The following is a 20259-nucleotide window of genomic DNA, read 5'->3' on the forward strand; positions in this document are numbered from 1 at the left end:
AGCGACTTACATCGCGTTACCTTCGACAGCGGCATTGCCGTCGACCGTGTTGGTCTCGACTGCGTTGTCGAAGCCACCGGTCTCCATGTCGTTTGACACGATTTCGTTGCTGACGTTCATCTCGACCGTGTTGTTGGTCGCACCGCCACCGCAAGCGGCCAGCGTGAGTGCCACTGCTGCGGTCAGCGTGATCGCGAAAACTTTCTTCATGGTCGTATCTCCAATTACTATCGGGCCCCCAAGTGGCATCCCCGATGCCACCCCATAGACCTGGGACAATGCCTACCAACGCAATAGGCTTTCGATCAACGAGATTCTTTCGCATCCGCAACAATTTTTCCAGAGGCTCCGGCTGCACCGCGCCACCGGAGAATTGCCGGCAAGCGATTGACACTATCGCCCAATCCCGGAATGTTGTTCGAAACCCAGGGTTTGGGACGTAAGGGGATCTAGATGGCGTATCGGATTTTGGGCTCGCGCCGTCGCGCGTTGCAGACGGCGGTCGCGGCCACGGTTTTGCTTGCCGGCTGCGCCACCGATGGCGGGGCGAAACCTGCCACTGCGTCATCCAGCGCGAGCAAGCCCGGCCCCGGCATGGGCAAGGGCTATAGCCACGACCCTTTCCCCTCGACCTACAAGGCGTATCCCGGCGTGCCGACGCTCGTCACCCACGTCACGATCTTCGACGGCGAAGGCGGGCGGATCGACGATGGATCGGTGCTGTTCGCCGATGGCAAGATCGTGCAGCTCGGCCAGACCATCGCGGCGCCAGCGGGCGCGACCGTCATCGACGGCACCGGCAAGACGCTGACCCCCGGCATCATCGACATCCACAGCCACCTCGGCGACTATCCCTCGCCCGGCGTCCAGGCCAATTCGGACGGCAATGAAGCGACCGGCCCGGTCACGGCGGATGTCTGGGCCGAACATAGCGTCTGGCCGCAGGACCCCGGCTTCAGCCGCGCGCTAACCAATGGCGGCGTCACCACGCTGCAGATCCTGCCCGGATCGGCCAATTTGATGGGCGGGCGCTCGGTCGTGATCAAGAACGTCTATGCCCGCACCGAACAGGGCATGAAATTCCCCGGCGCGCCGTACGGCCTGAAAATGGCGTGCGGCGAGAACCCCAAGCGCGTCTACGGTAGCAAGGGCCGCCAGCCCGCGACCCGGATGGGCAATGTCGCGGTCGATCGCCAGACTTGGGCCAAGGCTGTCGAATATAAGCGCAAATGGGACAAATACGAAAAAGACGGCGGCGAAGCGCCCGGCCGCGACATCGCAATGGACACGCTGCGCGGCGTCCTTTCGGGCGAAATCCTCGTCCAGAACCATTGCTACCGCGCCGATGAAATGGCCATCGTCATGGATATGGCGAAGGAGTTCGGCTATCATGTCGCGGCGTTCCACCACGCGGTCGAATCCTATAAAATCGCCGATATCCTGAAGGCCAACAACACCTGCTCGGCGGTGTGGGCCGACTGGTGGGGCTTCAAGATGGAATCGTACGACGCGATCGGCGAGAACCTCGCTTTGCTCCAAAAGAACGGCGCCTGCGCGATGATCCATTCCGATGACGCGAACGGCATCCAGCGGCTGAACCAGGAAGTCGCCAAGGCGCTCGCCTCCGGTCGGCGCGCCGGGATCGACATTTCGGACGCGGTCGCTTGGGAATGGCTGACCTACAACCCGGCCAAGGCGCTCGGCATCGCCGACAAGACCGGCAGCCTGAAACCCGGCAAGATGGCCGACGTGGTGCTGTGGAACGGCAATCCGTTCAGCGTCTATACCCGGCCTGAAAAGGTGTGGATCGACGGGGCCCTGCTCTACGATTCATCCAATCCAAAGTTGAGACCGGTGTCCGATTTCGAACTTGGCCAGCCCGGCTCGGGAGATGTGAAGTGAAGCGCCTCCTGCTCCTCAGCGTCGCGTTCCTCGCGACCCCCGCCGTCGCGCAAAGCGTCGCGATCACCAATGCCAAGCTCGTCATCGGTGACGGCTCCGCACCGATTGAGGGCGGCACCGTCGTCGTCCAAAACGGGCGCGTGATCGCTGCCGGCAAGTCAGTCGCAGTCCCGGCCGGCATGCCGGTCGTCGATGCAGGCGGCAAATGGGTCACCCCCGGCATCGTCGCGGGCTTCACGCGCATGGGCATCGTCGAATCCGACGGGATCGAGGAAACCAACGACACCGCCGCGCGCGGCAGTCCGTTCCACGCCGCCATCGATGTCGCGCCTGCCGTCAATCCCGCGACCTCCTCGATCCCGCTCAACCGCGCCGAGGGCATTACGCGCGCCATTGTAGCGCCCGACAATGACGGGTCGATCTTCGCCGGTTTGGGCGCGGTGATCGATCTCGCCTCGGATCGCGCGCCGATCACCAAGGCGCGCGCTTTCCAGTTCATGGAATATGGCGGCGGCGGATCGCGCTCTGGCGCTAGCCGCCCGGCGATGATCGCGATGTTCCGCAACGCGCTGGCGCAAGTGAAGGATTATGTGCGCAGCCCCGCCACCTATGCCGACCAAGGCAAGGACGCGCTACTGACGCGTGCCGATGCCGCCGCTTTGGTACCGGTCGCCAACGGCACGATGCCGCTGCTGATCCATGTCGAGCGCGCCTCCGATATGCTGGCGCTGATCGATCTGAAGCGTGATTTTCCGGCGCTGAAGCTGGTGTTCGTCGGGGCCGCCGAAGGCTGGCTGGTCGCCTCCGAACTCGCCGCCGCGCGCATCCCCGTCATCGCCTCCGCGCTGACCGATTTGCCCGCCAGCTTCGATCAGCTCGGTTCGACGCAATCGAACATCGGACGGATGAAGGCGGCGGGCGTCATGGTCGGCATCGGCACGATTAACGATGACGAAGCGCGCCAGGCGCGGCTCGAAAAGCAATATGCCGGCAATCTGGTCGCGCTGACCAAGCTGCCGGGCGCGACCGGGCTCGACTGGAACGCCGCCTTCGCAGCGATCACCTCGGTGCCGGCCGAGGCGATCGGCATGGGCGGCGAGATTGGTTCGCTGAAAGCCGGTCGCCGCGGCGATGTCGTGATCTGGGACGGCGATCCGCTCGAGCTCGGCAGCGGCGTGGCGGCGGTCTATATCGACGGTGTGAAACAGCCGCTGCGCACGCGCCAGGATGCTTTGCGCGATCGCTACATGCTGCCGGGTGAAGGGGGGCTGCCGAAGGCGTATGAGCGGTAACCGCACGGAAGCTCCGTTGCGGCCGATCCTCCGATTTCCCTTACGCGCGTAGAACATGGTTCGCGATCTCGCGCCTATAATGAGGTGAATGGGGCGCGGCATGCCCCGCCGCATGGGCGTAGAAAGTCATGAACGTGAAGCATCTGCGGGGTGGGGTGGTCTTGACCGGCCATGAGCGTCGGTGGATTTCCCGCGCGTGCTGAAGCGCATTCCGGTGCACGACGTGACGCTCGGCATGTACGTCCATGCGATTGACGGACCGTGGCTGAAACAGCCGTTCTGGCGCTCGCGCTTTTTGCTCACCCGCGCCGATCAGCTTGCAGAGTTGCGGGACAGCAACGTCGCCGCGGTGGTGATCGACCTCAACCGCTGCGTCACACTCGGACGACCGGACACCGCCGGGCGCAGCCGCCGGGCGCTGGTACGCCAGGCGGCCGAACGGCGCGCGGCGGATTTCAAGGCGGCCAAACACGTCACCGACGACGCCCGAACCTTCATGAAGACCGTCTTCGACGGCGCCCATCGCGGCACGGGGATCCAGTCCGACGACCTCGACGCCGTGGTCGAGTCGATCACCGCGGCGCTGGAACGCAACCGGACCATGCTGCTTGGCATGATGCGGTTGAAGACGCGCGATTCGTACACCTATTTTCATTCGGTCGCGGTCGGCACGTTGATGATCAACTTTGCCCGTGAATTGGGCCTGCCCGAAGATGAGGTCAGACTGATGGGCCTTGGCGGGTTGTTCCACGATATCGGAAAGATTCGTATCTCAAAGGGCGTACTCAACAAGCCCGGTCAGCTGACCGCCGCTGAATGGGACGAGATGCGGGGTCATCCAGCGATCGGACACGCGCTGCTGTCGGCGGGGGATGTCCCGCCAACCGCGCTCGATGTCTGCCTCCACCACCACGAAAAAGTCGATGGCAGCGGCTACCCCTTCGGCCTTGCGGGGGACGACATCAGCCTGGCTGCGCGGATGGGGGCGATTTGCGACGTGTACGACGCTTTGACCTCGGAAAGGCCCTATAAGGCACCCTCCTCCCCAATCGCTGCGGTAGCGGCAATGGCCAGTTGGGCGGGGCATTTCGATCCCGACCTGCTCTTCACCTTCATGAAAAGCATCTGCGTCTTTCCGGTCGGGATGCTCGTCCGGTTGCGCTCGGGTCATCTTGCAATGATCCGCGACAATGGTCGGTGCGCCGGCCGCGCCCGGCTGGAGGTGTTCTACGACATTGCGGAGGAGCTGTTCCTTAAACCCTCGGAGCTCTTCCTGTCCGAAATCGACACGAGCAGGGAAATCCTCGAGACACCCGATCCGTGCGATTACGGGATGGCGAACTGGCCGGAAATCAAGGAGCGTTTGCTGACGGGTCTCAATCCGGTATCGCGCACGGACCGTACTGAGCGCTAAGCGCGCCCCGCCACTCGCGCGATCTTGACTTTTCACCGCCCCGCAAGTAGGTGGCCCCAATCGAGGCGTCATGCAGCGTGATTAGGCATGCCCATAAGTGGCAGCCCAAGCTCCGCCTCGGTCGTTTTTTAACGGACTTCCCTTTTCACGCGGGGTGTCATCCTCCCCCCGCCATCCGTGCGCCCGCAAGGCGTGCGTCCATGGCACATGCAATGGACTGAATACTCATGACTTTCGCACAACTCGGCCTCGCCGAGCCGCTCGTCCGCGCGCTCGAAGCCAAGGGCTATACCACCCCTACCCCGATCCAGAAGCAGTCGATCCCGATCCTGCTCGAAGGCGGCGATCTGCTCGGCATCGCGCAGACCGGCACCGGCAAGACGGCGGCCTTCGTGCTCCCGTCGATCCAGCATCTCGTGAATAACGAGAAGCGCGTGCTGCCGACGCATTGCCGGATGCTCGTGCTCGCGCCGACGCGCGAACTGGCGAGCCAGATCGCCGAGAGCGCCCGCGATTACGGCAAATTCTCAAAAATGTCGGTCGCGACCGTGTTCGGCGGGACCAGCATCAACAAGAACCGTCAGGACATGAGCCGCGGCGTCGACATCCTCGTCGCCACGCCTGGCCGCTTGCTTGATTTGATCGAACAGCGTTTCGTCAGCCTCGCGATGCTCGAGATTCTCGTGCTCGACGAAGCCGACCAGATGCTCGACCTCGGCTTCATCCACGCGCTGCGCAAGATCGTCCGGATGCTGCCCAAGCAGCGCCAGACGTTGTTCTTCTCGGCGACGATGCCCAACGCGATCCGCGAGCTGGCCAACCAGTTCCTCAACGATCCGCAGACGGTCAAGGTCGCGCCCGTTGCGACCACCGCCGAGCGCGTCGATCAGAAGGTCGTGTTCATCAACCAGGGCGAAAAGCAGGCGATGCTGACGATCCTGCTGCGCGACGAAGCGGTCGAGCGCTCGCTCGTCTTCACCCGCACCAAGCACGGCGCCGACCGCGTCGTGAAGCTGCTCGCCGCCAACGGGATCGACTCGAACGCGATCCACGGCAACAAGAGCCAGCCGCAGCGCGAACGCGCGCTCGCCGAATTCAAATCGGGCAAGGCCAAGGTGCTCGTCGCGACCGATATCGCCGCGCGCGGGATTGACGTTTCGGGCGTGTCTCACGTGTTCAACTTCGAACTGCCCAACGTGCCCGAGCAATATGTCCACCGCATTGGTCGTACGGCGCGGGCCGGCGCATCGGGCGTGGCGATCAGCTTCTGCGCCGATGACGAGCGGACGTATCTGCGCGACATCGAGAAATTGACGCGCGTGAAGCCCGAAATGCTGCCGCTGCCCGAAGGCTTCATGGCCGAAGCAGCCCGGATCAAGGCGGCGCGTCCGGCCGGCTCCGACACGTTCGAGCGCCGCGACGAATCTGGCCGTCACCGCGCGCCGCCCAAGGCGACGCATGCCGCGCGCCCGACCGGTGAACGTCCGGCTGGCGGCGCACGTCCGTTCAACGCTGGCGGCGGCCGTCCCGGCGGGCAGGGTCGCCCAGCGGGCGGCGGTCGTCCGGGTGGCCAGGGCCGCCCCGGTGGCAATGGTGGTGGTGGTCGTGGCCAGCAAGGCGGCGGCGGTCGTCGCTCGCCTGCCGCTGGCTGATCTCTTTTACTCCTCCCCCAACGGGGGAGGGGGACCGTGAGCATTCAGCGAACGGTGGAGGGGTAGCCACAAGCGCTTTCTCTCGTGGCTACCCCTCCACCACCAGCCTGAAGAAGGCTGGCGGTCCCCCTCCCCGTGCCGGGGAGGATTAACTGTGCACCCGCAACCACTCCCCTTCCGGAGCCCGTGCACTGCGCAAGCGGTTCGCGGGCTCTTCGGTGTCTTCGAACCCGATCGCCATGCCGCAGAACAGCATCCGCTCGGGCGGAATGTCGATCGCCGCGCCAACCGTCTCGGGATACATCGCCCAACATTCCTGCGCGCAGGTAGCAAGCCCCGCCTCGACCGCAAGCAGCATCACGTTCTGCAGATACATGCCAAGATCGGCCCATTGCGGGGGCCCCATCCGCCGGTCGACCGTACAGAACAGCGCGGCGGGCGCGCCGAAAAACTGGAAATTGCGCGCGAACCACAACCGCCGCGCATCCTTGTCCTCACGCGGGATGCCGATCTCAGCGTACATCGCCTCGCCGACGCCGAAGCGCCGGTCACGATACGGCGCTGCCAATTCCTTCGGGTAGATGTCGTATGATGGCGTCTCACTCTCGCCGCGCCATAGCTTCGCAGCAATCACAGCCTTCAACGCCTCCAGCGGCTCCCCGGCCAGAACATCGACATGCCACGGCTGGAGATTGCCGCCGGTCGCCGCGCGCGCCGCCTTGCTCACGATGCTGTGCAACACCGCCGGTTCGACCGGATCGGCGCGATATCCGCGCACCGATCGACGCGCCGCAATCGCCTCGCTCACGTTCACTCTCCGGTCCTTTCGATCATCGGGTACGCCAATCCACCTTGCCCAACGCGCCGGTTCGCGGCAAGAGGTTGCAAACAACAACCGATCTGGAGAGTCGAGCATGGCCGAAGCCTATATCGTGGACGCAGTCCGCACCGCCGGTGGCAAACGTGGCGGCAAGCTCGCCGGAACCCACCCGGTCGACATGGCAGCACACGTGCTCGACGCGATCGTCGCGCGCACCGGGATCGACGGTGCAGCCGTCGATGATGTCATTATGGGCTGCGTCATGCAGGGCGGTCAGCAGGCCGGCCAGATCGGCCGCAACGCCGTGTTGGCCGCGAAAAACTTGCCCGACAGCGTCCCCGCCGTCTCGATCGATCGCCAGTGCGGATCGTCGCAGCAAGCCATGCAATTCGCCGCCCAAGCGGTAATGTCGGGCACGCAGGACATCGTCATCGCAGCCGGGGTCGAAAGCATGACGCGTGTACCGATGGGGTCGACCGCGACGCTGTTCATGAAAGAGGGTCTCGGCAATTACAAATCGCCGCGGCTCGAAGAGAAATACCCCGGCATCATGTTCAGCCAGTTCATGGGTGCCGAGATGATCGTCAAGAAGCACGGCTTCAACCGCGCGCAACTCGATGCCTTCGCGGCCGAAAGCCACAAGCGCGCGGCCGCCGCGACCCAGCGCGGCGCCTTCGCCGATGAGATCGTCGCGATCGACGTGGAAACGCCCGAGGGCGTGATCGCGCACGCGACCGACGAAGGCATCCGCTTCGACGCGACGCCCGAGAGCATCGGCCAGGTCAAATTGTTGCAGGAAGGTGGCAGCATCTCCGCCGCCAATGCCAGCCAGATTTGCGACGGCGCGAGCGCGGTGATGATCGTCAGCGAGGCAGCCCTCAAGGCGCATAACCTCACCCCGATCGCGCGGATCGTGAACCTCACGGTCACTGGCGGCGATCCGGTCATCATGCTCGAGGAACCGCTGTTCGCGACCGACCGCGCATTGCAGCGTTCGGGCATGAAGATCGAGGAGATCGACCTGTACGAAGTCAACGAGGCGTTCGCGCCCGTGCCGATGGCGTGGCTGAAGCATACCGGCGGCGATCATGCGAAGCTGAACGTCAATGGCGGCGCGATCGCGCTCGGCCATCCGCTCGGGGCTTCGGGCACAAAGCTTATGGCGACCTTGGTCCACGCGCTGAAGGCGTCGGGCGGGCGCTATGGCCTGCAAACGATGTGCGAAGGCGGCGGGATCGCCAACGTGACGATCATCGAGCGGCTTTAAGCACACCGTCACCCCGGCCTTGTGCCGGGGTCCACCGTGCCACCGGCACACGACCAGAAGCAGATCGCACAACCGCGCCAAGCGGATACGTGGGCCCCGGCACAAGGCCGGGGTGACGAATAAGGGAGAACCACCATGAAACTCGACTCAACCACTGCAGCCGTCGTCACCGGCGGCGCCTCCGGCCTCGGTGCCGCCACCGCGCGCGCGCTTGCCGCCAAGGGCGTCAAGGTCGCGATCTTCGATCTTCAAGCCGAAAAGGGCGAAGCGCTCGCTGCGGAAATCGGTGGCGTTTTCTGCGAAGTGAACGTCACCTCCGAGGAATCGGTCGATGCCGGCTTCGCCAAGGCACGTGCCGCCAATGGTCAGGAAGCAGTGCTGGTCTGCTGCGCCGGCACCGGCAATGCGATGAAGACCGCGAGCCGCTCCAAGGAAGACGGCAGCATCAAGCATTTCAGCCTGGCGGCGTTCGACTGGCTCATCCAGATCAATCTGGTCGGCACCTTCCGCTGCGTCGCGAAGTCGGCGGCGGGGATGCTGACGCGCGATCCCGGCACCGACGGTGAGCGCGGCGCGATCGTGATGACGGCGTCGGTCGCCGCCGAGGACGGCCAGATCGGCCAAGCGGCGTATTCGGCCTCCAAGGGCGGCGTCGTCGGGATGACGCTGCCAATCGCGCGCGACCTGATGGGCGAAGGCATCCGCATCAACACGATCCTGCCCGGCATTTTCGAAACCCCGCTGATGCAAGGCGCGCCGCAGCAAGTTAAGGACAATCTCGCCGCCTCGGTCCCCTTCCCTAAGCGGCTCGGCCTTCCGGCGGAATATGCGCATCTGGCGCTGACGATGCTGGAAAATAGCTATTTCAACGGGGAAGACGTGCGCCTCGACGGCGCGATCCGGATGGCACCACGCTGAGCGCGGCAGGGCGCAATATTCGCCCAGACTCGCGCCAGCGCGGCCGGCGGGCCACCGGCCCGTCCGACGACCCGGGATTTATTCCCGGGTCGCGCTCCTCATTAGAAAGCTTCCCATGACCACCACGCTCTTCAGCTTCGTCGACCTGTTTCGCCGCCAGCTCGACACCGCCGCACACCTCCTCACCAAGGGCAGCGCCTTCGCCGCCGAGAAGGGCATCGCCGAGTCAGACATGCTGGGTTGGCGGCTCGCCGAGGACATGCATCCGCTGTCGTTCCAGGCGATGGTGGTCATCAACTTCTCGCAATCCTGGATCGCGCGCGCGATCGACGTGGCGATCCCCGATCCGGTCACCGCCGATCTCGACGTCGCAGGTTATCAGGCCGCGATCACCGCCGCCAAGACGTGGCTCGCCGCGCTAACGCCCGAACAATTCACCGATCGCGAGGATGTACCAGTCACCGCGCAGCTGGGCCCGAACATGGAGCCCACGCTTCCCGCGGCGCAGTGGGTCACGGTGTTCGCGGCGACCAACATCGCGTTCCACGCCAACATGGTCTACGCGATCCTGCGGTCGAACGGCGTGCCGCTCGGCAAGCTGGACGTGTTCCCTAGCGGCCTGTAATCAGGCTCATGCCCAAACCTGATACCTGGCGGATCGACCCCGCATCCTATCCGCACAGCGAATCGATCCAGACTCGCTTTCAGGATCTGGACGTGCTCGGCCATATCAACAATGTCGCTATGGCGGCCTTGTTTGAGAGCGGTCGGGTCCGTTTCAACCGTTCGATGAATCTGGCGGGTTGGTCGGGACACCGCTGGCTCGTCGCGAAGGTCGAAATCAATTATCTCGGGGAAAGCTTTTTCCCCAGCGATGTCGAGATTTCGACCGGCATTGGCGACATCGGCAATCGTAGCTGGCACATTTTGTCAGCAGCGTTCCAGAAAGGTGAATGCGTCGCAACTTGCGATGTCGTGATCGTGATGAGCGCAAGCGGCGGGATCACCACCTTGCCAGACGATTTCCGTGCCGGGCTGCAAGCGCATAAGGTCCGTCACTAGCCTGATCTATTCACCGGCAGCGTTTCTCAGCCGATGGGTCAGCGCAGGCGTCGTGTAGCCGCAGGCAGGGCGCATGGGTCCCAAGCGCCTGTCTCATCGCGGGTTCACAGTTTGGGGCGGAGTTGATGGGCGGGGTTCGTTTGGCGGCCACTGCCGCATCGATCATGGTCCCGTGGTGCGCAAGTTGAGCGCGATGGATCGGAACAGCGCGGCATCGGGACAGGCGCTTGCGAAGGCGATGCGGATGCGGCTGGTGGTTTCGACGACGCGCGCGGCGACCTTGAGCAGCCGCAGGCGGATGGTCGCGAACTCGGCGGTGCGGAGCGTGGCGGTTGCGGGCATAGCGTGCCGCACGGCCCACATCAGCCAGTAGGCGGCGGTGTGAAGGATGAGCCGCATCTGATTGGCGTTGGCCGAGCAGCAGGAGGTTCGGTCGCTCTTCAGCTGCGTTTTATGCAGCTTGATCAAGTTTTCCGCCTGGCCGCGGGCGCAGTAAAGCGTGTCATAGATCCGTTCAGCGCTGCCCTCGGCAAGCGAGGTGACAACGAGGCGGATGTCGAGGCCGAGGCTGCTCGCCTCGATGCGAGCAACGACGCGACGTTCGGTATTCCCCCAGGTTTTCGCAGCGTAGCGCGTCTCTGCGTAACGCCTTAGTTCGACCAGTCCCTGCAATGCCCGGTCGGTCGCGCAGGCATCGCCTTCCCGAACGATGACGGGATCGGCGTGGAGCGTGCGGTTGCCGGGCAGCCCGAAGATGTAGTCGATTCCGTTCGCCTCGCACCAGGCCATCGGCTCTGGCCGACCGTAATGACCATCGCCGCGCAGCGTGATCCGGGTATCGGGCCAGTGGCGACGGATACGTCGCACGAGCCGGCGAACATGGCCGGCGACTTCCTTGCCCGACGGCGTTTTGCCGGTGCGCAGCAGCATCGCAACCGGCCGCCCGGTAGCGGTGTCGTAGACATGGATCGGCAGGAAGCAGCGCTCGCCGTAGTGGCCGTTCCAGAAAGAGAGCTGCTGCGCGCCGTGTACGACGTCGACGGTATCATCGATGTCGAGCGTCACCGCCGCAGGTGGCACGGGGTAGCTCGCGCAATAAAGGTCGACCAGCGTACCGGTCAGACGGATCAACTCGCGCGTAGTCGGCGCGTTTTCCCACCGGCTCATCGTCGGCTGGCTGGCCAGCCCGAACGGATCACCCGGCAGTTTGCCGAGCGCCAGCTTGAACCCTGGATCATGCCGCAGGGCGTCGAGATCATTGGCGTCTTCATACCCACACGAGATCGCGAGCATGCGGGCGCGCAAGATGTCGGCGACCCGGTGGATCACCCGACCCTGATCGCGCGGATCAGCGATGCAGGCGGCGAGCCGATCCGCGATCCCCAACCGCCGCTCGGCCTGTGCGAGCAGTAGCACGCCGCCGTCCGACGTCAGCCGACCGCCGTCGAACGCGGCGGTGATTTTTCGACCACGAATGGCTGGGAAGGTGAAGGAGAACCCACTATCGTCGGCCATGGCGGTCGTGGCACTTTCTGTCTGGAGCAGAGGGATGGCGTAAGCACCCTTTCTCTACTCCAAACCAAAGACTTAGACCACGATCGCCACCACCGATTATCGCTCCCGATGAATAATCCGGGCTAGGCGGTCGGGAGGGTATCCGGTGGCTCACCGCAGCGCAGCGATCCGCGCTTCGGCCTCCGCCACCTGGTCGATCATCCCCAGCGCTGCATAACGCGTCAGCGCCTCCGCCCAGAACACGATCGCGGTTTCGTCATCGCCGGTCGCCGACGCCTGCAACGCGGCACAGCGCAGGGCGTCGGCACGCGCCATCGGCGGAACATCGGGATGCGCCTGGTACAAAGCGAGCACTTCGGCGGCGGGCGTGGCTGCATCTTCGGCCAATCCCCCCTCGATCAGAATTTCGACAAGCTGGCGGATCGCATCGCCCAGCACCACCGTCTCGCCACCGCGAAGCAAGGCGATCGCGCGGCGTTGATGCAGTGCCGCCTCATAAGAGTCGCCGCTCTCGCGTGCCGCCCGCGCGCTTGCGATCTGGCTGAGTGCGTCGCTCATCCGCGCACAATCAAATAGTTCATCCGGGCCGCTGCAATCGGCTTGGCCGCATCGTCCTGCCACGCGATCGCCTCGACATTAGCGACCCGCCCGCCCAGCCGCGTGACGCAGCCGCGCGCGAAGGTCGGTTTCTCGCGCCCGCCGCGCATGAAATCGACGGTCACATTGATCGGCTTGATCTGCCCGCCGCCGTCGGCCGCGAGGGCGTGGCGCAGTGCGACGATTGCCGCCATCTCCAGCAAGCCGCCGATCGCACCGCCGTGGAGATAGCCCGGCCGCCCGAGCACGGTATCGGCGCTCGGCATCGTCAGCAGCGTCGGATCTTCGCCAGGTACCGGGGCGATTCCAAGCAGTTGGGCATAGGGTGGTAAGGTCATGCGCCCGCTCCAGCAGGGGCGTCGGTGAACATGAAGGTGCCGGCGACATGCGCGAGCGGATCGGCCGGATCGCCGTCATGCGCCTGCCCGCGCACGAACGAGATCGAGCGCGTGATGCGGTAGCATTCGCCGCGGCCGAACACCGCCTTGCCCGGGGTTGCGGGGCGGAGATAGTCGATCCGCAGATCGAGCGTCGCATGCGGACGAAAGCGGCCGAGCCGGGTCCACACCGCGAGGCTGGTCGCCATATCCATCATCGTCAGGATCGGACCCGAGGCGAGCACGCCGCTGTCAGGATCGCCAATTAATTCAGCGCGGTACGGCAAATGCAGTTCGACCCAATCGGCCCCGTGCGCGTGATAGGTCAGCCCCAGCAAACCGCCATGCCCGCCGACGCCGTGCCGCAGGAAACGGTGCGGATCGAAGGCGGGTGGCTGGTCAGGAAACATGCGTCCTTCCGTACCGCAATGCAGCATCAGCGCAAGAGCATGTGCTCGGGTGCCATGTTACAGCGATTTAACTAAGCGCCGGAACGGCGCCCGAATTACCCTCCGATGCGCGGACTCATCCGCATTTTTGGGGGCGGCCGATGGAAAGTTTCAGCATCGATATCAATCACATCGTCGATCTCGCGACGCAAGTGGGGACGAGCGGCGCGATCCGGTCGCTCGAACTCGTCGGTGATGACGTGTTCGATTACATCATCGGCGTCGCGATCCTGATTTATGAGGTGCATCCCTTCCTGTGACGGCACTGCCAGAGCGGGCTGCGCTGGAGGCGGCGGCGGGGCGGTCTTTTGCTGTGGCCGCCACATTTCGGGGGGGCGCTCCGTATCGCGGATTGGAGCTTTTGTTCGCCGAAGTTGCGGTTGAGCGTGCGGTTTTGAGGCTGCTCAGCGATCATGGCTGGGTTGGCGAGCTGATTGCGCCGCACATCACCGCATTCGCCGAGGATCCGTGGTTCGAACCGCCGTTTCGGGTGGCGCGTGACGGTTTGCGGATCGGGACGGTGCTGCTCGAGAATCCCGAAGTCTCGATCGCCGCGACGGTACTGTCCGCCGATGCGCTCGCCACCGTGCCGCCGCCGCGATCGGTGGTGGTGCCGGGGCGGGTGACGGTGACGCGCTATGTCCGATCGGGGGGTGCGCGGATGCGGCTGTGGGAAGCTGAGGCGATGCGCGCGGGCTTCTCCGCGGGGAACGGGCGCGCACCCAACCATCAGATGAATATCCCCGATCAAAGGCACCGAGTAGGTGACGAACTGGCCTATCGGTATCATGCGGCCACGATACTATGGCGTATGGAAAAGGGCCGAATCGCAGCGCTTACCAAACAGCAGCTTGCCTGCTTGCGTAAGGTTGCCGAACTGAAGAAATCGGAGGTCATCGCTTTCGAGCTTGGAATTTCGCCAAAGACCGTAGACGCCCATATTGCCGAGGCGTGCCGCAGGTTGGGCGCATCATCACGTCGCGAGGCCGCGCGGATGATACTCGCAGAAACCGAGGGTTTTTCCCCTAAGGTCATTCTCCCGATAGCGGTGGAAGCGTCCGACCCGCACTTTGAGATGTCGGTCGGGGATGGTACCAATTCGGTTCGAGATAATCATCGCGAACCCACTTACGAGTTCCAACCCCCTTCCCCGACGAACATTGCAATCACTGGGGGTGCTGAAGATGTTCAACTGCTTGTCGCCCTGAAAACCGCAATGCTGATCGTCGCGATTGCGACGGGTATTATACTGGCCTTAGCCTGATCTATTCACCGGCAGCGTTTCTCAGCCGATGGGTCAGCGCAGGCGTCGTGTAGCCGCAGGCAGGGCGCATGGGTCCCAAGCGCCTGTCTCATCGCGGGTTCACAGTTTGGGGCGGAGTTGATGGGCGGGGTTCGTTTGGCGGCCACTGCCGCATCGATCATGGTCCCGTGGTGCGCAAGTTGAGCGCGATGGATCGGAACAGCGCGGCATCGGGACAGGCGCTTGCGAAGGCGATGCGGATGCGGCTGGTGGTTTCGACGACGCGCGCGGCGACCTTGAGCAGCCGCAGGCGGATGGTCGCGAACTCGGCGGTGCGGAGCGTGGCGGTTGCGGGCATAGCGTGCCGCACGGCCCACATCAGCCAGTAGGCGGCGGTGTGAAGGATGAGCCGCATCTGATTGGCGTTGGCCGAGCAGCAGGAGGTTCGGTCGCTCTTCAGCTGCGTTTTATGCAGCTTGATCAAGTTTTCCGCCTGGCCGCGGGCGCAGTAAAGCGTGTCATAGATCCGTTCAGCGCTGCCCTCGGCAAGCGAGGTGACAACGAGGCGGATGTCGAGGCCGAGGCTGCTCGCCTCGATGCGAGCAACGACGCGACGTTCGGTATTCCCCCAGGTTTTCGCAGCGTAGCGCGTCTCTGCGTAACGCCTTAGTTCGACCAGTCCCTGCAATGCCCGGTCGGTCGCGCAGGCATCGCCTTCCCGAACGATGACGGGATCGGCGTGGAGCGTGCGGTTGCCGGGCAGCCCGAAGATGTAGTCGATTCCGTTCGCCTCGCACCAGGCCATCGGCTCTGGCCGACCGTAATGACCATCGCCGCGCAGCGTGATCCGGGTATCGGGCCAGTGGCGACGGATACGTCGCACGAGCCGGCGAACATGGCCGGCGACTTCCTTGCCCGACGGCGTTTTGCCGGTGCGCAGCAGCATCGCAACCGGCCGCCCGGTAGCGGTGTCGTAGACATGGATCGGCAGGAAGCAGCGCTCGCCGTAGTGGCCGTTCCAGAAAGAGAGCTGCTGCGCGCCGTGTACGACGTCGACGGTATCATCGATGTCGAGCGTCACCGCCGCAGGTGGCACGGGGTAGCTCGCGCAATAAAGGTCGACCAGCGTACCGGTCAGACGGATCAACTCGCGCGTAGTCGGCGCGTTTTCCCACCGGCTCATCGTCGGCTGGCTGGCCAGCCCGAACGGATCACCCGGCAGTTTGCCGAGCGCCAGCTTGAACCCTGGATCATGCCGCAGGGCGTCGAGATCATTGGCGTCTTCATACCCACACGAGATCGCGAGCATGCGGGCGCGCAAGATGTCGGCGACCCGGTGGATCACCCGACCCTGATCGCGCGGATCAGCGATGCAGGCGGCGAGCCGATCCGCGATCCCCAACCGCCGCTCGGCCTGTGCGAGCAGTAGCACGCCGCCGTCCGACGTCAGCCGACCGCCGTCGAACGCGGCGGTGATTTTTCGACCACGAATGGCTGGGAAGGTGAAGGAGAACCCACTATCGTCGGCCATGGCGGTCGTGGCACTTTCTGTCTGGAGCAGAGGGATGGCGTAAGCACCCTTTCTCTACTCCAAACCAAAGACTTAGACCACGATCGCCACCACCGATTATCGCTCCCGATGAATAATCCGGGTTAGTGGCCTTCAAATCGGTTGTCGGCAGCGCAGAAGAGCTCGCCAACGCGATCCAACCGCCTCCATCCAATACATCACATTGACCCTGCCCCACCGGGCGGGGTGGGGAGATTTTAATGATGCTGAGTATCCAAACGAAGCGTTCCATCGTCACGGCCCGCTCCACGCTGGCCCAGAATGTCGCCGAAAGCCTGTTGCCGGCCGAACGCTCTGCCGACGCATCCGCGATTTCCGCGTTCAAGTGCGTCACGGCGATGCTTGAGTTGCGTGATACCGCAGGTTTGCCGGTAACTGCCGGAAGCGAGGTCCTTGAGTTGCTGCACGCCGCCAGTACCCAAGCATTCGCGGCCCAGGCGAGTCTGCGGGCGGCTCATGACAAGTTTGTGGTACTCGCGGACGATTTCGGCATCACTGACTATGCGCCCTACTGTCCGCCCAACAAGCAATCCCTACAAGCTGTGAAGGCCGCAGCGTAAATGTTGACGGACACAGGTGGGTATAGGATCGTTAGTGAGCCATGCCCGCCTGGACCGCCCTCTACGTTTCGCTTTTCTTTCCATTGGTCTGTTTAAACTTCGGTGCGGCGCTAAAATGGGGTGGAAGATACGAAATCGAGGCAGCGTCCGGCTTCCTCGCCGCGACAGTTGCCGAAAGGATCTTGGAGGCGGTTACCCCAGAGGCGTTTTCGGGGTTTGTGACGTTGGTAGCTATAATCGACTTGTCGCTTTTCATCGCGCTGGCCACGATGGCCATCCAGTCTCAAAAAAAATGGTTGCTGCTCGCGGCAGCGCTTCAATTGCTCGCCTTGTTCGGGCATTTCGCGCGGCTATTGGACGACGCCATGACGCCCCTCGCATACGCGATTTTGATGGGGAGTGGTGGATATCCATCGCAGACCCTGCTGTTGATTGGGATCGTCTCGCGCAGCGCCTCTCGGATCGGAGCGAGGAGCCAGTCAGCGCCCGATGCGAAGTAGACCCCGCTACCGTCATCGCCACGCTGTCACCTGAACCATTGCCCTGCTGCCGGTTTGCCAGGCGGTACGGCGAAGAGCAGCGGGTGTGGGCGGAACGATTCTTGGACCAGTTCCGGAACAGCTATGTCGGCGATCTTAATTACGGCGAGGTCGTCGATGGTATCGCGCACAGCCTCGGTCTGTGGCGGGCATATTTTGACGACATCTACAGGGACTAGCGGATCCGGTGGTATGCCAACACGCAGCGCCATCTGCGGCGCGCGACGGACGCCCGCTCGCTCTGCTGCCGCGCGAGTATCGTCTGCTCCTGTATCTGGCGGAGCGCGCGGGTACCGTGGTGTCGCACGACGAATTGCTGAGCGCGGTGTGGGGTCTGCGCTTCCACCCCGGTACCAACCTGGTCGCAGCGCATGTGTCGCGGTTGCGCGCGAAACTCGACCGCGGCTTCGAAGTCGCCATGCTGCACACCGGAAAGGGCGTCGGCTACCGGCTTGCCGTGCCCGAGACGGGCGGCTAGCATCGGGTTGCAAAACGAAACCAAAAGCCTGGAGAGGCCATCCATGTCGCACCCGAGCATCCACGCGCGGACCGATCCCGCAAAGCCCGCGCTGATCGTCGCGGAAACCGGCGAGACGATCAGCTTTGCTGAGCTCGACGCGCGATCGAACCGCGCCGCCCACCTGTTTCGCGCACGCGGGCTGGTGGCCAGCGACACGATCGCGCTGATGCTGGAGAATACCCCCGAATTTTATGACATCGCCTGGGGCGCGCAGCGTTCAGGGCTGTTCTTCGTCTGCATTTCGACCAAGCTGACCGCCGCCGAGCTCGACTATATCGTCGGCGATTCGGGCGCGAAGATGCTGATCGTCTCGGCCAGCCTGACCGGCAGCGCAGGCACGGTGCGTGCCGAGACGCTGCGCTTCGTCGTCGGCGGATCGGTGCCGGGCTGGGAAAGCTGGGAGGATGCGGTCGCCGCGCAGCCCGACACACCGATCGCCGACGAACGCGCCGGGATCGACATGCTCTATTCCTCCGGCACGACCGGGCGGCCCAAGGGCGTGCGCGTCGCGCTGCCCGAAGACCCCGATATGGCCGCGCCGACGGTGCTGATGATGCTCGCGCGCGGGTTGTATGGGCTGGGGCCGGACAGCATCTATCTCAGCCCCGCGCCGCTCTATCATGCCGCCCCCTTGCGCTGGTCGATGACGGTGCAGCGCCTGGGCGGGACGGTGGTGATGTTGCAGCATTTCGAACCCGAGGCGGCGCTCGCCGCGATCGAGCGGTACAAGATCAACGCCAGCCAGTGGGTGCCGACGCATTTCGTGCGGATGCTCAAACTCGATGCGGCCGCCCGCGCGCGCCATGATCTGTCGAGCCTCAAGGTCGCGATCCATGCTGCGGCCCCCTGCCCGGTGCCGGTCAAGGAAGCGATGATCGCATGGTGGGGGCCGGTGCTGTACGAATATTATGCCGGGTCCGAAGGCAATGGCCTGACGACGATCGATTCGGCGCAGTGGCTGGAGCACAAAGGATCGGTCGGTAAGGCGGCGTACGGCGTGCTGCATATCTGCGGCGAGGATGGCGTCGAACTGCCTGCGGGCGAGGAAGGCCTCGTCTATTTCGAGGGCGGCGGCGTCTTCGAATATCATAACGATCCGGCCAAGACGGCGGAGGCGCGCAACGCGCTCGGCTGGTCGACCCTTGGCGATATCGGGCGGATCGATAAGGACGGCTATCTGTATCTGACTGATCGCAAGAGTTTCATGATCATCTCGGGCGGGGTGAACATCTATCCGCAGGAAATCGAGAACCGGCTGATCACCCACCCGCGCGTGGCGGACGTGGCGGTGATCGGCGCGCCCTGCCCCGAAATGGGCGAGCGCGTCGTCGCGGTGGTGCAGCCGGTCGACATGGCCGAGGCGGGCGAGGCGCTGGCGGCGGAACTGACCGCCTGGTGTCGCGCCGAGCTGTCAGGGGTGAAGACGCCGCGCCAGATCGATTTCAGCGCAGAATTGCCGCGTCACGCGACGGGGAAATTGTATAAGCGGCTGCTGCGGGACCAATATTGGGCTGAGCCAGCTACGACAGTATAGACCCTGCCGTCACCCCGGCCCTGTGCCGGGGTCCACCGTCCGGCGCGTCCTGCGATCGTTGGGCGCGGGGCACCGTGGACCCCGGCACAGGGCCGGGGTGACGAAAGGGCGAAAGGGCCGAAGGGCCGAAGGGAATGATGCAATGACCGAGAACCGCGTATCGATTACCGTCACCGATCATATCGCCGATGTGCGCCTGACGCGCGCCGACAAGATGAACGCGATCGATCCGGCGATGTTCGAAGGGATCGGCGCGGCGATCGACGCGCTGCATTCGCGCAAGGATGTGCGCTGCGTCGTGCTGTCGGGGGATGGAAAGGCGTTTTGCGCCGGGCTCGACATGAGCAGCATGGCGGGCGGCGGCTCCGGGCTGACCTCGCGCGAGCGCAATGATCAGGGCGCGATCCTGCCGCAGCATGTCACCTGGGGCTGGCGCAACCTGCCGATGCCGGTCATCGCGGCGGTCCACGGCGTCGCCTTTGGCGGCGGTTTTCAGATCATGTCGGGCGCGGACATCCGCATCGCCGCCCCGGAAACGCGCTTTGCGATTCGCGAGAGCTATTGGGGGTTGGTGCCCGACATGGCGGGCTTCCCGATCTGGCGCGGTCTGGTGCGTGACGATGTGCTGCGCGAATTGATCTACACCGCGCGCGAATTCGACGCCGAGGAAGCGCTGCACCACGGATTCATCACACGCATCACTCCGGACCCGCACGCCGCCGCGATGGCGCTGGCGCGGGACATTGCGGCGAAGAGCCCCAATGCGATTCGCGGGGCGAAGCGGCTGTGCAACATGGCGCACGATGCCGACCCGCTGGCGATGCTCGAGGCCGAAACCAACGAGCAGGTCGCGGTGATCGGCCAGCCGCCGATGATGGAGCAAGTCGCCGCCAACATGCAGAAGCGCGCTGCGGTGTTCGCCGACGCGGATTGAGCGGTATCGCGCCGGGCGACAAACACCCGCCGTTCGCCCTGAGCCTGTCGAAGGGCATCTCTCCACTCGCCCTCGGCTTGCGTGGGGAGAGCAG

22 protein-coding genes are annotated in these 20259 nt (G+C 64.3%); 15 read left to right on the forward strand and 7 right to left on the reverse strand.

Translation table 11 applies throughout. The features are described 5' to 3' along the window. Positions 1 to 6 precede the first annotated feature (6 nt). Positions 7 to 210, reverse strand: coding sequence for a hypothetical protein (locus HMP06_RS09465; protein ID WP_176496865.1), 204 nt, complete (start codon positions 208 to 210; stop codon positions 7 to 9). Between the two features lie 243 nt (positions 211 to 453). On the opposite strand from HMP06_RS09465, the gene HMP06_RS09470 reads away from it, so the two are divergent. From HMP06_RS09470 to HMP06_RS09485, 4 genes are all read left to right on the forward strand, one after another. Next, positions 454 to 1902, forward strand: coding sequence for an amidohydrolase (locus tag HMP06_RS09470; protein ID WP_232089582.1), 1449 nt, complete (start codon positions 454 to 456; stop codon positions 1900 to 1902). Continuing rightward, positions 1899 to 3194 (forward strand): amidohydrolase family protein, encoded by a 1296-nt coding sequence (locus HMP06_RS09475; RefSeq protein ID WP_176496866.1) that lies wholly within the window; start codon positions 1899 to 1901, stop codon positions 3192 to 3194. The genes HMP06_RS09470 and HMP06_RS09475 overlap by 4 nt, the downstream gene beginning before the upstream one ends. Before the next feature lie 196 nt (positions 3195 to 3390). Continuing rightward, on the forward strand, positions 3391 to 4608 hold the full coding sequence (locus HMP06_RS09480; RefSeq protein WP_269473428.1) for an HD-GYP domain-containing protein: 1218 nt from the start codon (positions 3391 to 3393) through the stop codon (positions 4606 to 4608). A gap of 227 nt (positions 4609 to 4835) precedes the next feature. Beyond that, positions 4836 to 6260, forward strand: a complete 1425-nt coding sequence (locus tag HMP06_RS09485; RefSeq protein WP_176496868.1) for a DEAD/DEAH box helicase — start codon at positions 4836 to 4838, stop codon at positions 6258 to 6260. 148 nt (positions 6261 to 6408) lie between these two features. Here HMP06_RS09485 and HMP06_RS09490 read toward each other — a convergent pair whose 3' ends face one another. After that, complete coding sequence (locus tag HMP06_RS09490) at positions 6409 to 7074, reverse strand: nitroreductase (RefSeq protein WP_176496869.1); 666 nt, start codon at positions 7072 to 7074, stop codon at positions 6409 to 6411. A 100-nt stretch (positions 7075 to 7174) separates the two neighbouring features. On the opposite strand from HMP06_RS09490, the gene HMP06_RS09495 reads away from it, so the two are divergent. The 4 genes from HMP06_RS09495 to HMP06_RS09510 all read left to right on the forward strand — a co-directional run bounded on the left by HMP06_RS09495 (position 7175) and on the right by HMP06_RS09510 (position 10327). After that, entirely contained in the window at positions 7175 to 8347 is a 1173-nt protein-coding gene (locus HMP06_RS09495) for an acetyl-CoA C-acetyltransferase (protein ID WP_176496870.1), read from the forward strand. 135 nt (positions 8348 to 8482) lie between these two features. After that, a complete protein-coding gene (locus HMP06_RS09500) occupies positions 8483 to 9265 on the forward strand; it encodes an SDR family NAD(P)-dependent oxidoreductase (protein ID WP_176496871.1) in 783 nt (260 codons plus the stop codon). A gap of 115 nt (positions 9266 to 9380) precedes the next feature. Next, positions 9381 to 9890: a DUF1993 domain-containing protein gene (locus HMP06_RS09505; protein ID WP_176496872.1), complete on the forward strand. Its 510-nt coding sequence runs from the start codon at positions 9381 to 9383 to the stop codon at positions 9888 to 9890. Positions 9891 to 9898: 8 nt separating this feature from the next. Next, on the forward strand, positions 9899 to 10327 hold the full coding sequence (locus HMP06_RS09510) for an acyl-CoA thioesterase (protein ID WP_176496873.1): 429 nt from the start codon (positions 9899 to 9901) through the stop codon (positions 10325 to 10327). A 162-nt stretch (positions 10328 to 10489) separates the two neighbouring features. Here the strand turns inward: HMP06_RS09510 and HMP06_RS09515 are convergent, their stop codons facing one another. The 4 genes from HMP06_RS09515 to HMP06_RS09530 all read right to left on the reverse strand — a co-directional run bounded on the left by HMP06_RS09515 (position 10490) and on the right by HMP06_RS09530 (position 13226). Further along, positions 10490 to 11842: an IS1380 family transposase gene (locus HMP06_RS09515; RefSeq protein WP_176495742.1), complete on the reverse strand. Its 1353-nt coding sequence runs from the start codon at positions 11840 to 11842 to the stop codon at positions 10490 to 10492. Between the two features lie 150 nt (positions 11843 to 11992). Then, positions 11993 to 12400, reverse strand: coding sequence for a hypothetical protein (locus HMP06_RS09520; RefSeq protein WP_176496874.1), 408 nt, complete (start codon positions 12398 to 12400; stop codon positions 11993 to 11995). Continuing rightward, positions 12397 to 12777, reverse strand: coding sequence for a PaaI family thioesterase (locus HMP06_RS09525; RefSeq protein WP_176496875.1), 381 nt, complete (start codon positions 12775 to 12777; stop codon positions 12397 to 12399). The genes HMP06_RS09520 and HMP06_RS09525 overlap by 4 nt, the downstream gene beginning before the upstream one ends. After that, positions 12774 to 13226: a PaaI family thioesterase gene (locus HMP06_RS09530; RefSeq protein ID WP_176496876.1), complete on the reverse strand. Its 453-nt coding sequence runs from the start codon at positions 13224 to 13226 to the stop codon at positions 12774 to 12776. The genes HMP06_RS09525 and HMP06_RS09530 overlap by 4 nt, the downstream gene beginning before the upstream one ends. A 140-nt stretch (positions 13227 to 13366) precedes the next feature. On the opposite strand from HMP06_RS09530, the gene HMP06_RS09535 reads away from it, so the two are divergent. Together HMP06_RS09535 and HMP06_RS09540 are read left to right on the forward strand one after the other, a co-directional pair. Beyond that, positions 13367 to 13525 (forward strand): hypothetical protein, encoded by a 159-nt coding sequence (locus HMP06_RS09535; protein ID WP_176496877.1) that lies wholly within the window; start codon positions 13367 to 13369, stop codon positions 13523 to 13525. Positions 13526 to 13785: 260 nt separating this feature from the next. Continuing rightward, positions 13786 to 14529 (forward strand): helix-turn-helix transcriptional regulator, encoded by a 744-nt coding sequence (locus tag HMP06_RS09540; RefSeq protein WP_176496878.1) that lies wholly within the window; start codon positions 13786 to 13788, stop codon positions 14527 to 14529. A 157-nt stretch (positions 14530 to 14686) separates the two neighbouring features. Here HMP06_RS09540 and HMP06_RS09545 read toward each other — a convergent pair whose 3' ends face one another. After that, on the reverse strand, positions 14687 to 16039 hold the full coding sequence (locus HMP06_RS09545) for an IS1380 family transposase (protein WP_176495742.1): 1353 nt from the start codon (positions 16037 to 16039) through the stop codon (positions 14687 to 14689). A gap of 239 nt (positions 16040 to 16278) precedes the next feature. On the opposite strand from HMP06_RS09545, the gene HMP06_RS09550 reads away from it, so the two are divergent. The 5 genes from HMP06_RS09550 to HMP06_RS09570 all read left to right on the forward strand — a co-directional run bounded on the left by HMP06_RS09550 (position 16279) and on the right by HMP06_RS09570 (position 20165). Then, a complete protein-coding gene (locus HMP06_RS09550; RefSeq protein WP_176496879.1) occupies positions 16279 to 16638 on the forward strand; it encodes a hypothetical protein in 360 nt (119 codons plus the stop codon). A 41-nt stretch (positions 16639 to 16679) separates the two neighbouring features. After that, entirely contained in the window at positions 16680 to 17138 is a 459-nt protein-coding gene (locus tag HMP06_RS09555; protein ID WP_176496880.1) for a hypothetical protein, read from the forward strand. Positions 17139 to 17364: 226 nt separating this feature from the next. Beyond that, positions 17365 to 17655, forward strand: a complete 291-nt coding sequence (locus tag HMP06_RS09560) for a winged helix-turn-helix domain-containing protein (RefSeq protein ID WP_176496881.1) — start codon at positions 17365 to 17367, stop codon at positions 17653 to 17655. Positions 17656 to 17698: 43 nt separating this feature from the next. Next, a complete protein-coding gene (locus tag HMP06_RS09565) occupies positions 17699 to 19231 on the forward strand; it encodes an acyl-CoA synthetase (protein ID WP_176496882.1) in 1533 nt (510 codons plus the stop codon). 142 nt (positions 19232 to 19373) lie between these two features. Further along, positions 19374 to 20165 carry a crotonase/enoyl-CoA hydratase family protein gene (locus HMP06_RS09570; protein ID WP_176496883.1) on the forward strand — a complete coding sequence of 264 codons (792 nt, stop codon included), beginning with the start codon at positions 19374 to 19376 and terminating at the stop codon, positions 20163 to 20165. Positions 20166 to 20259 lie beyond the last annotated feature (94 nt).

Source organism: Sphingomonas sp. HMP6, assembly GCF_013374095.1.
Lineage (GTDB): Bacteria > Pseudomonadota > Alphaproteobacteria > Sphingomonadales > Sphingomonadaceae > Sphingomonas.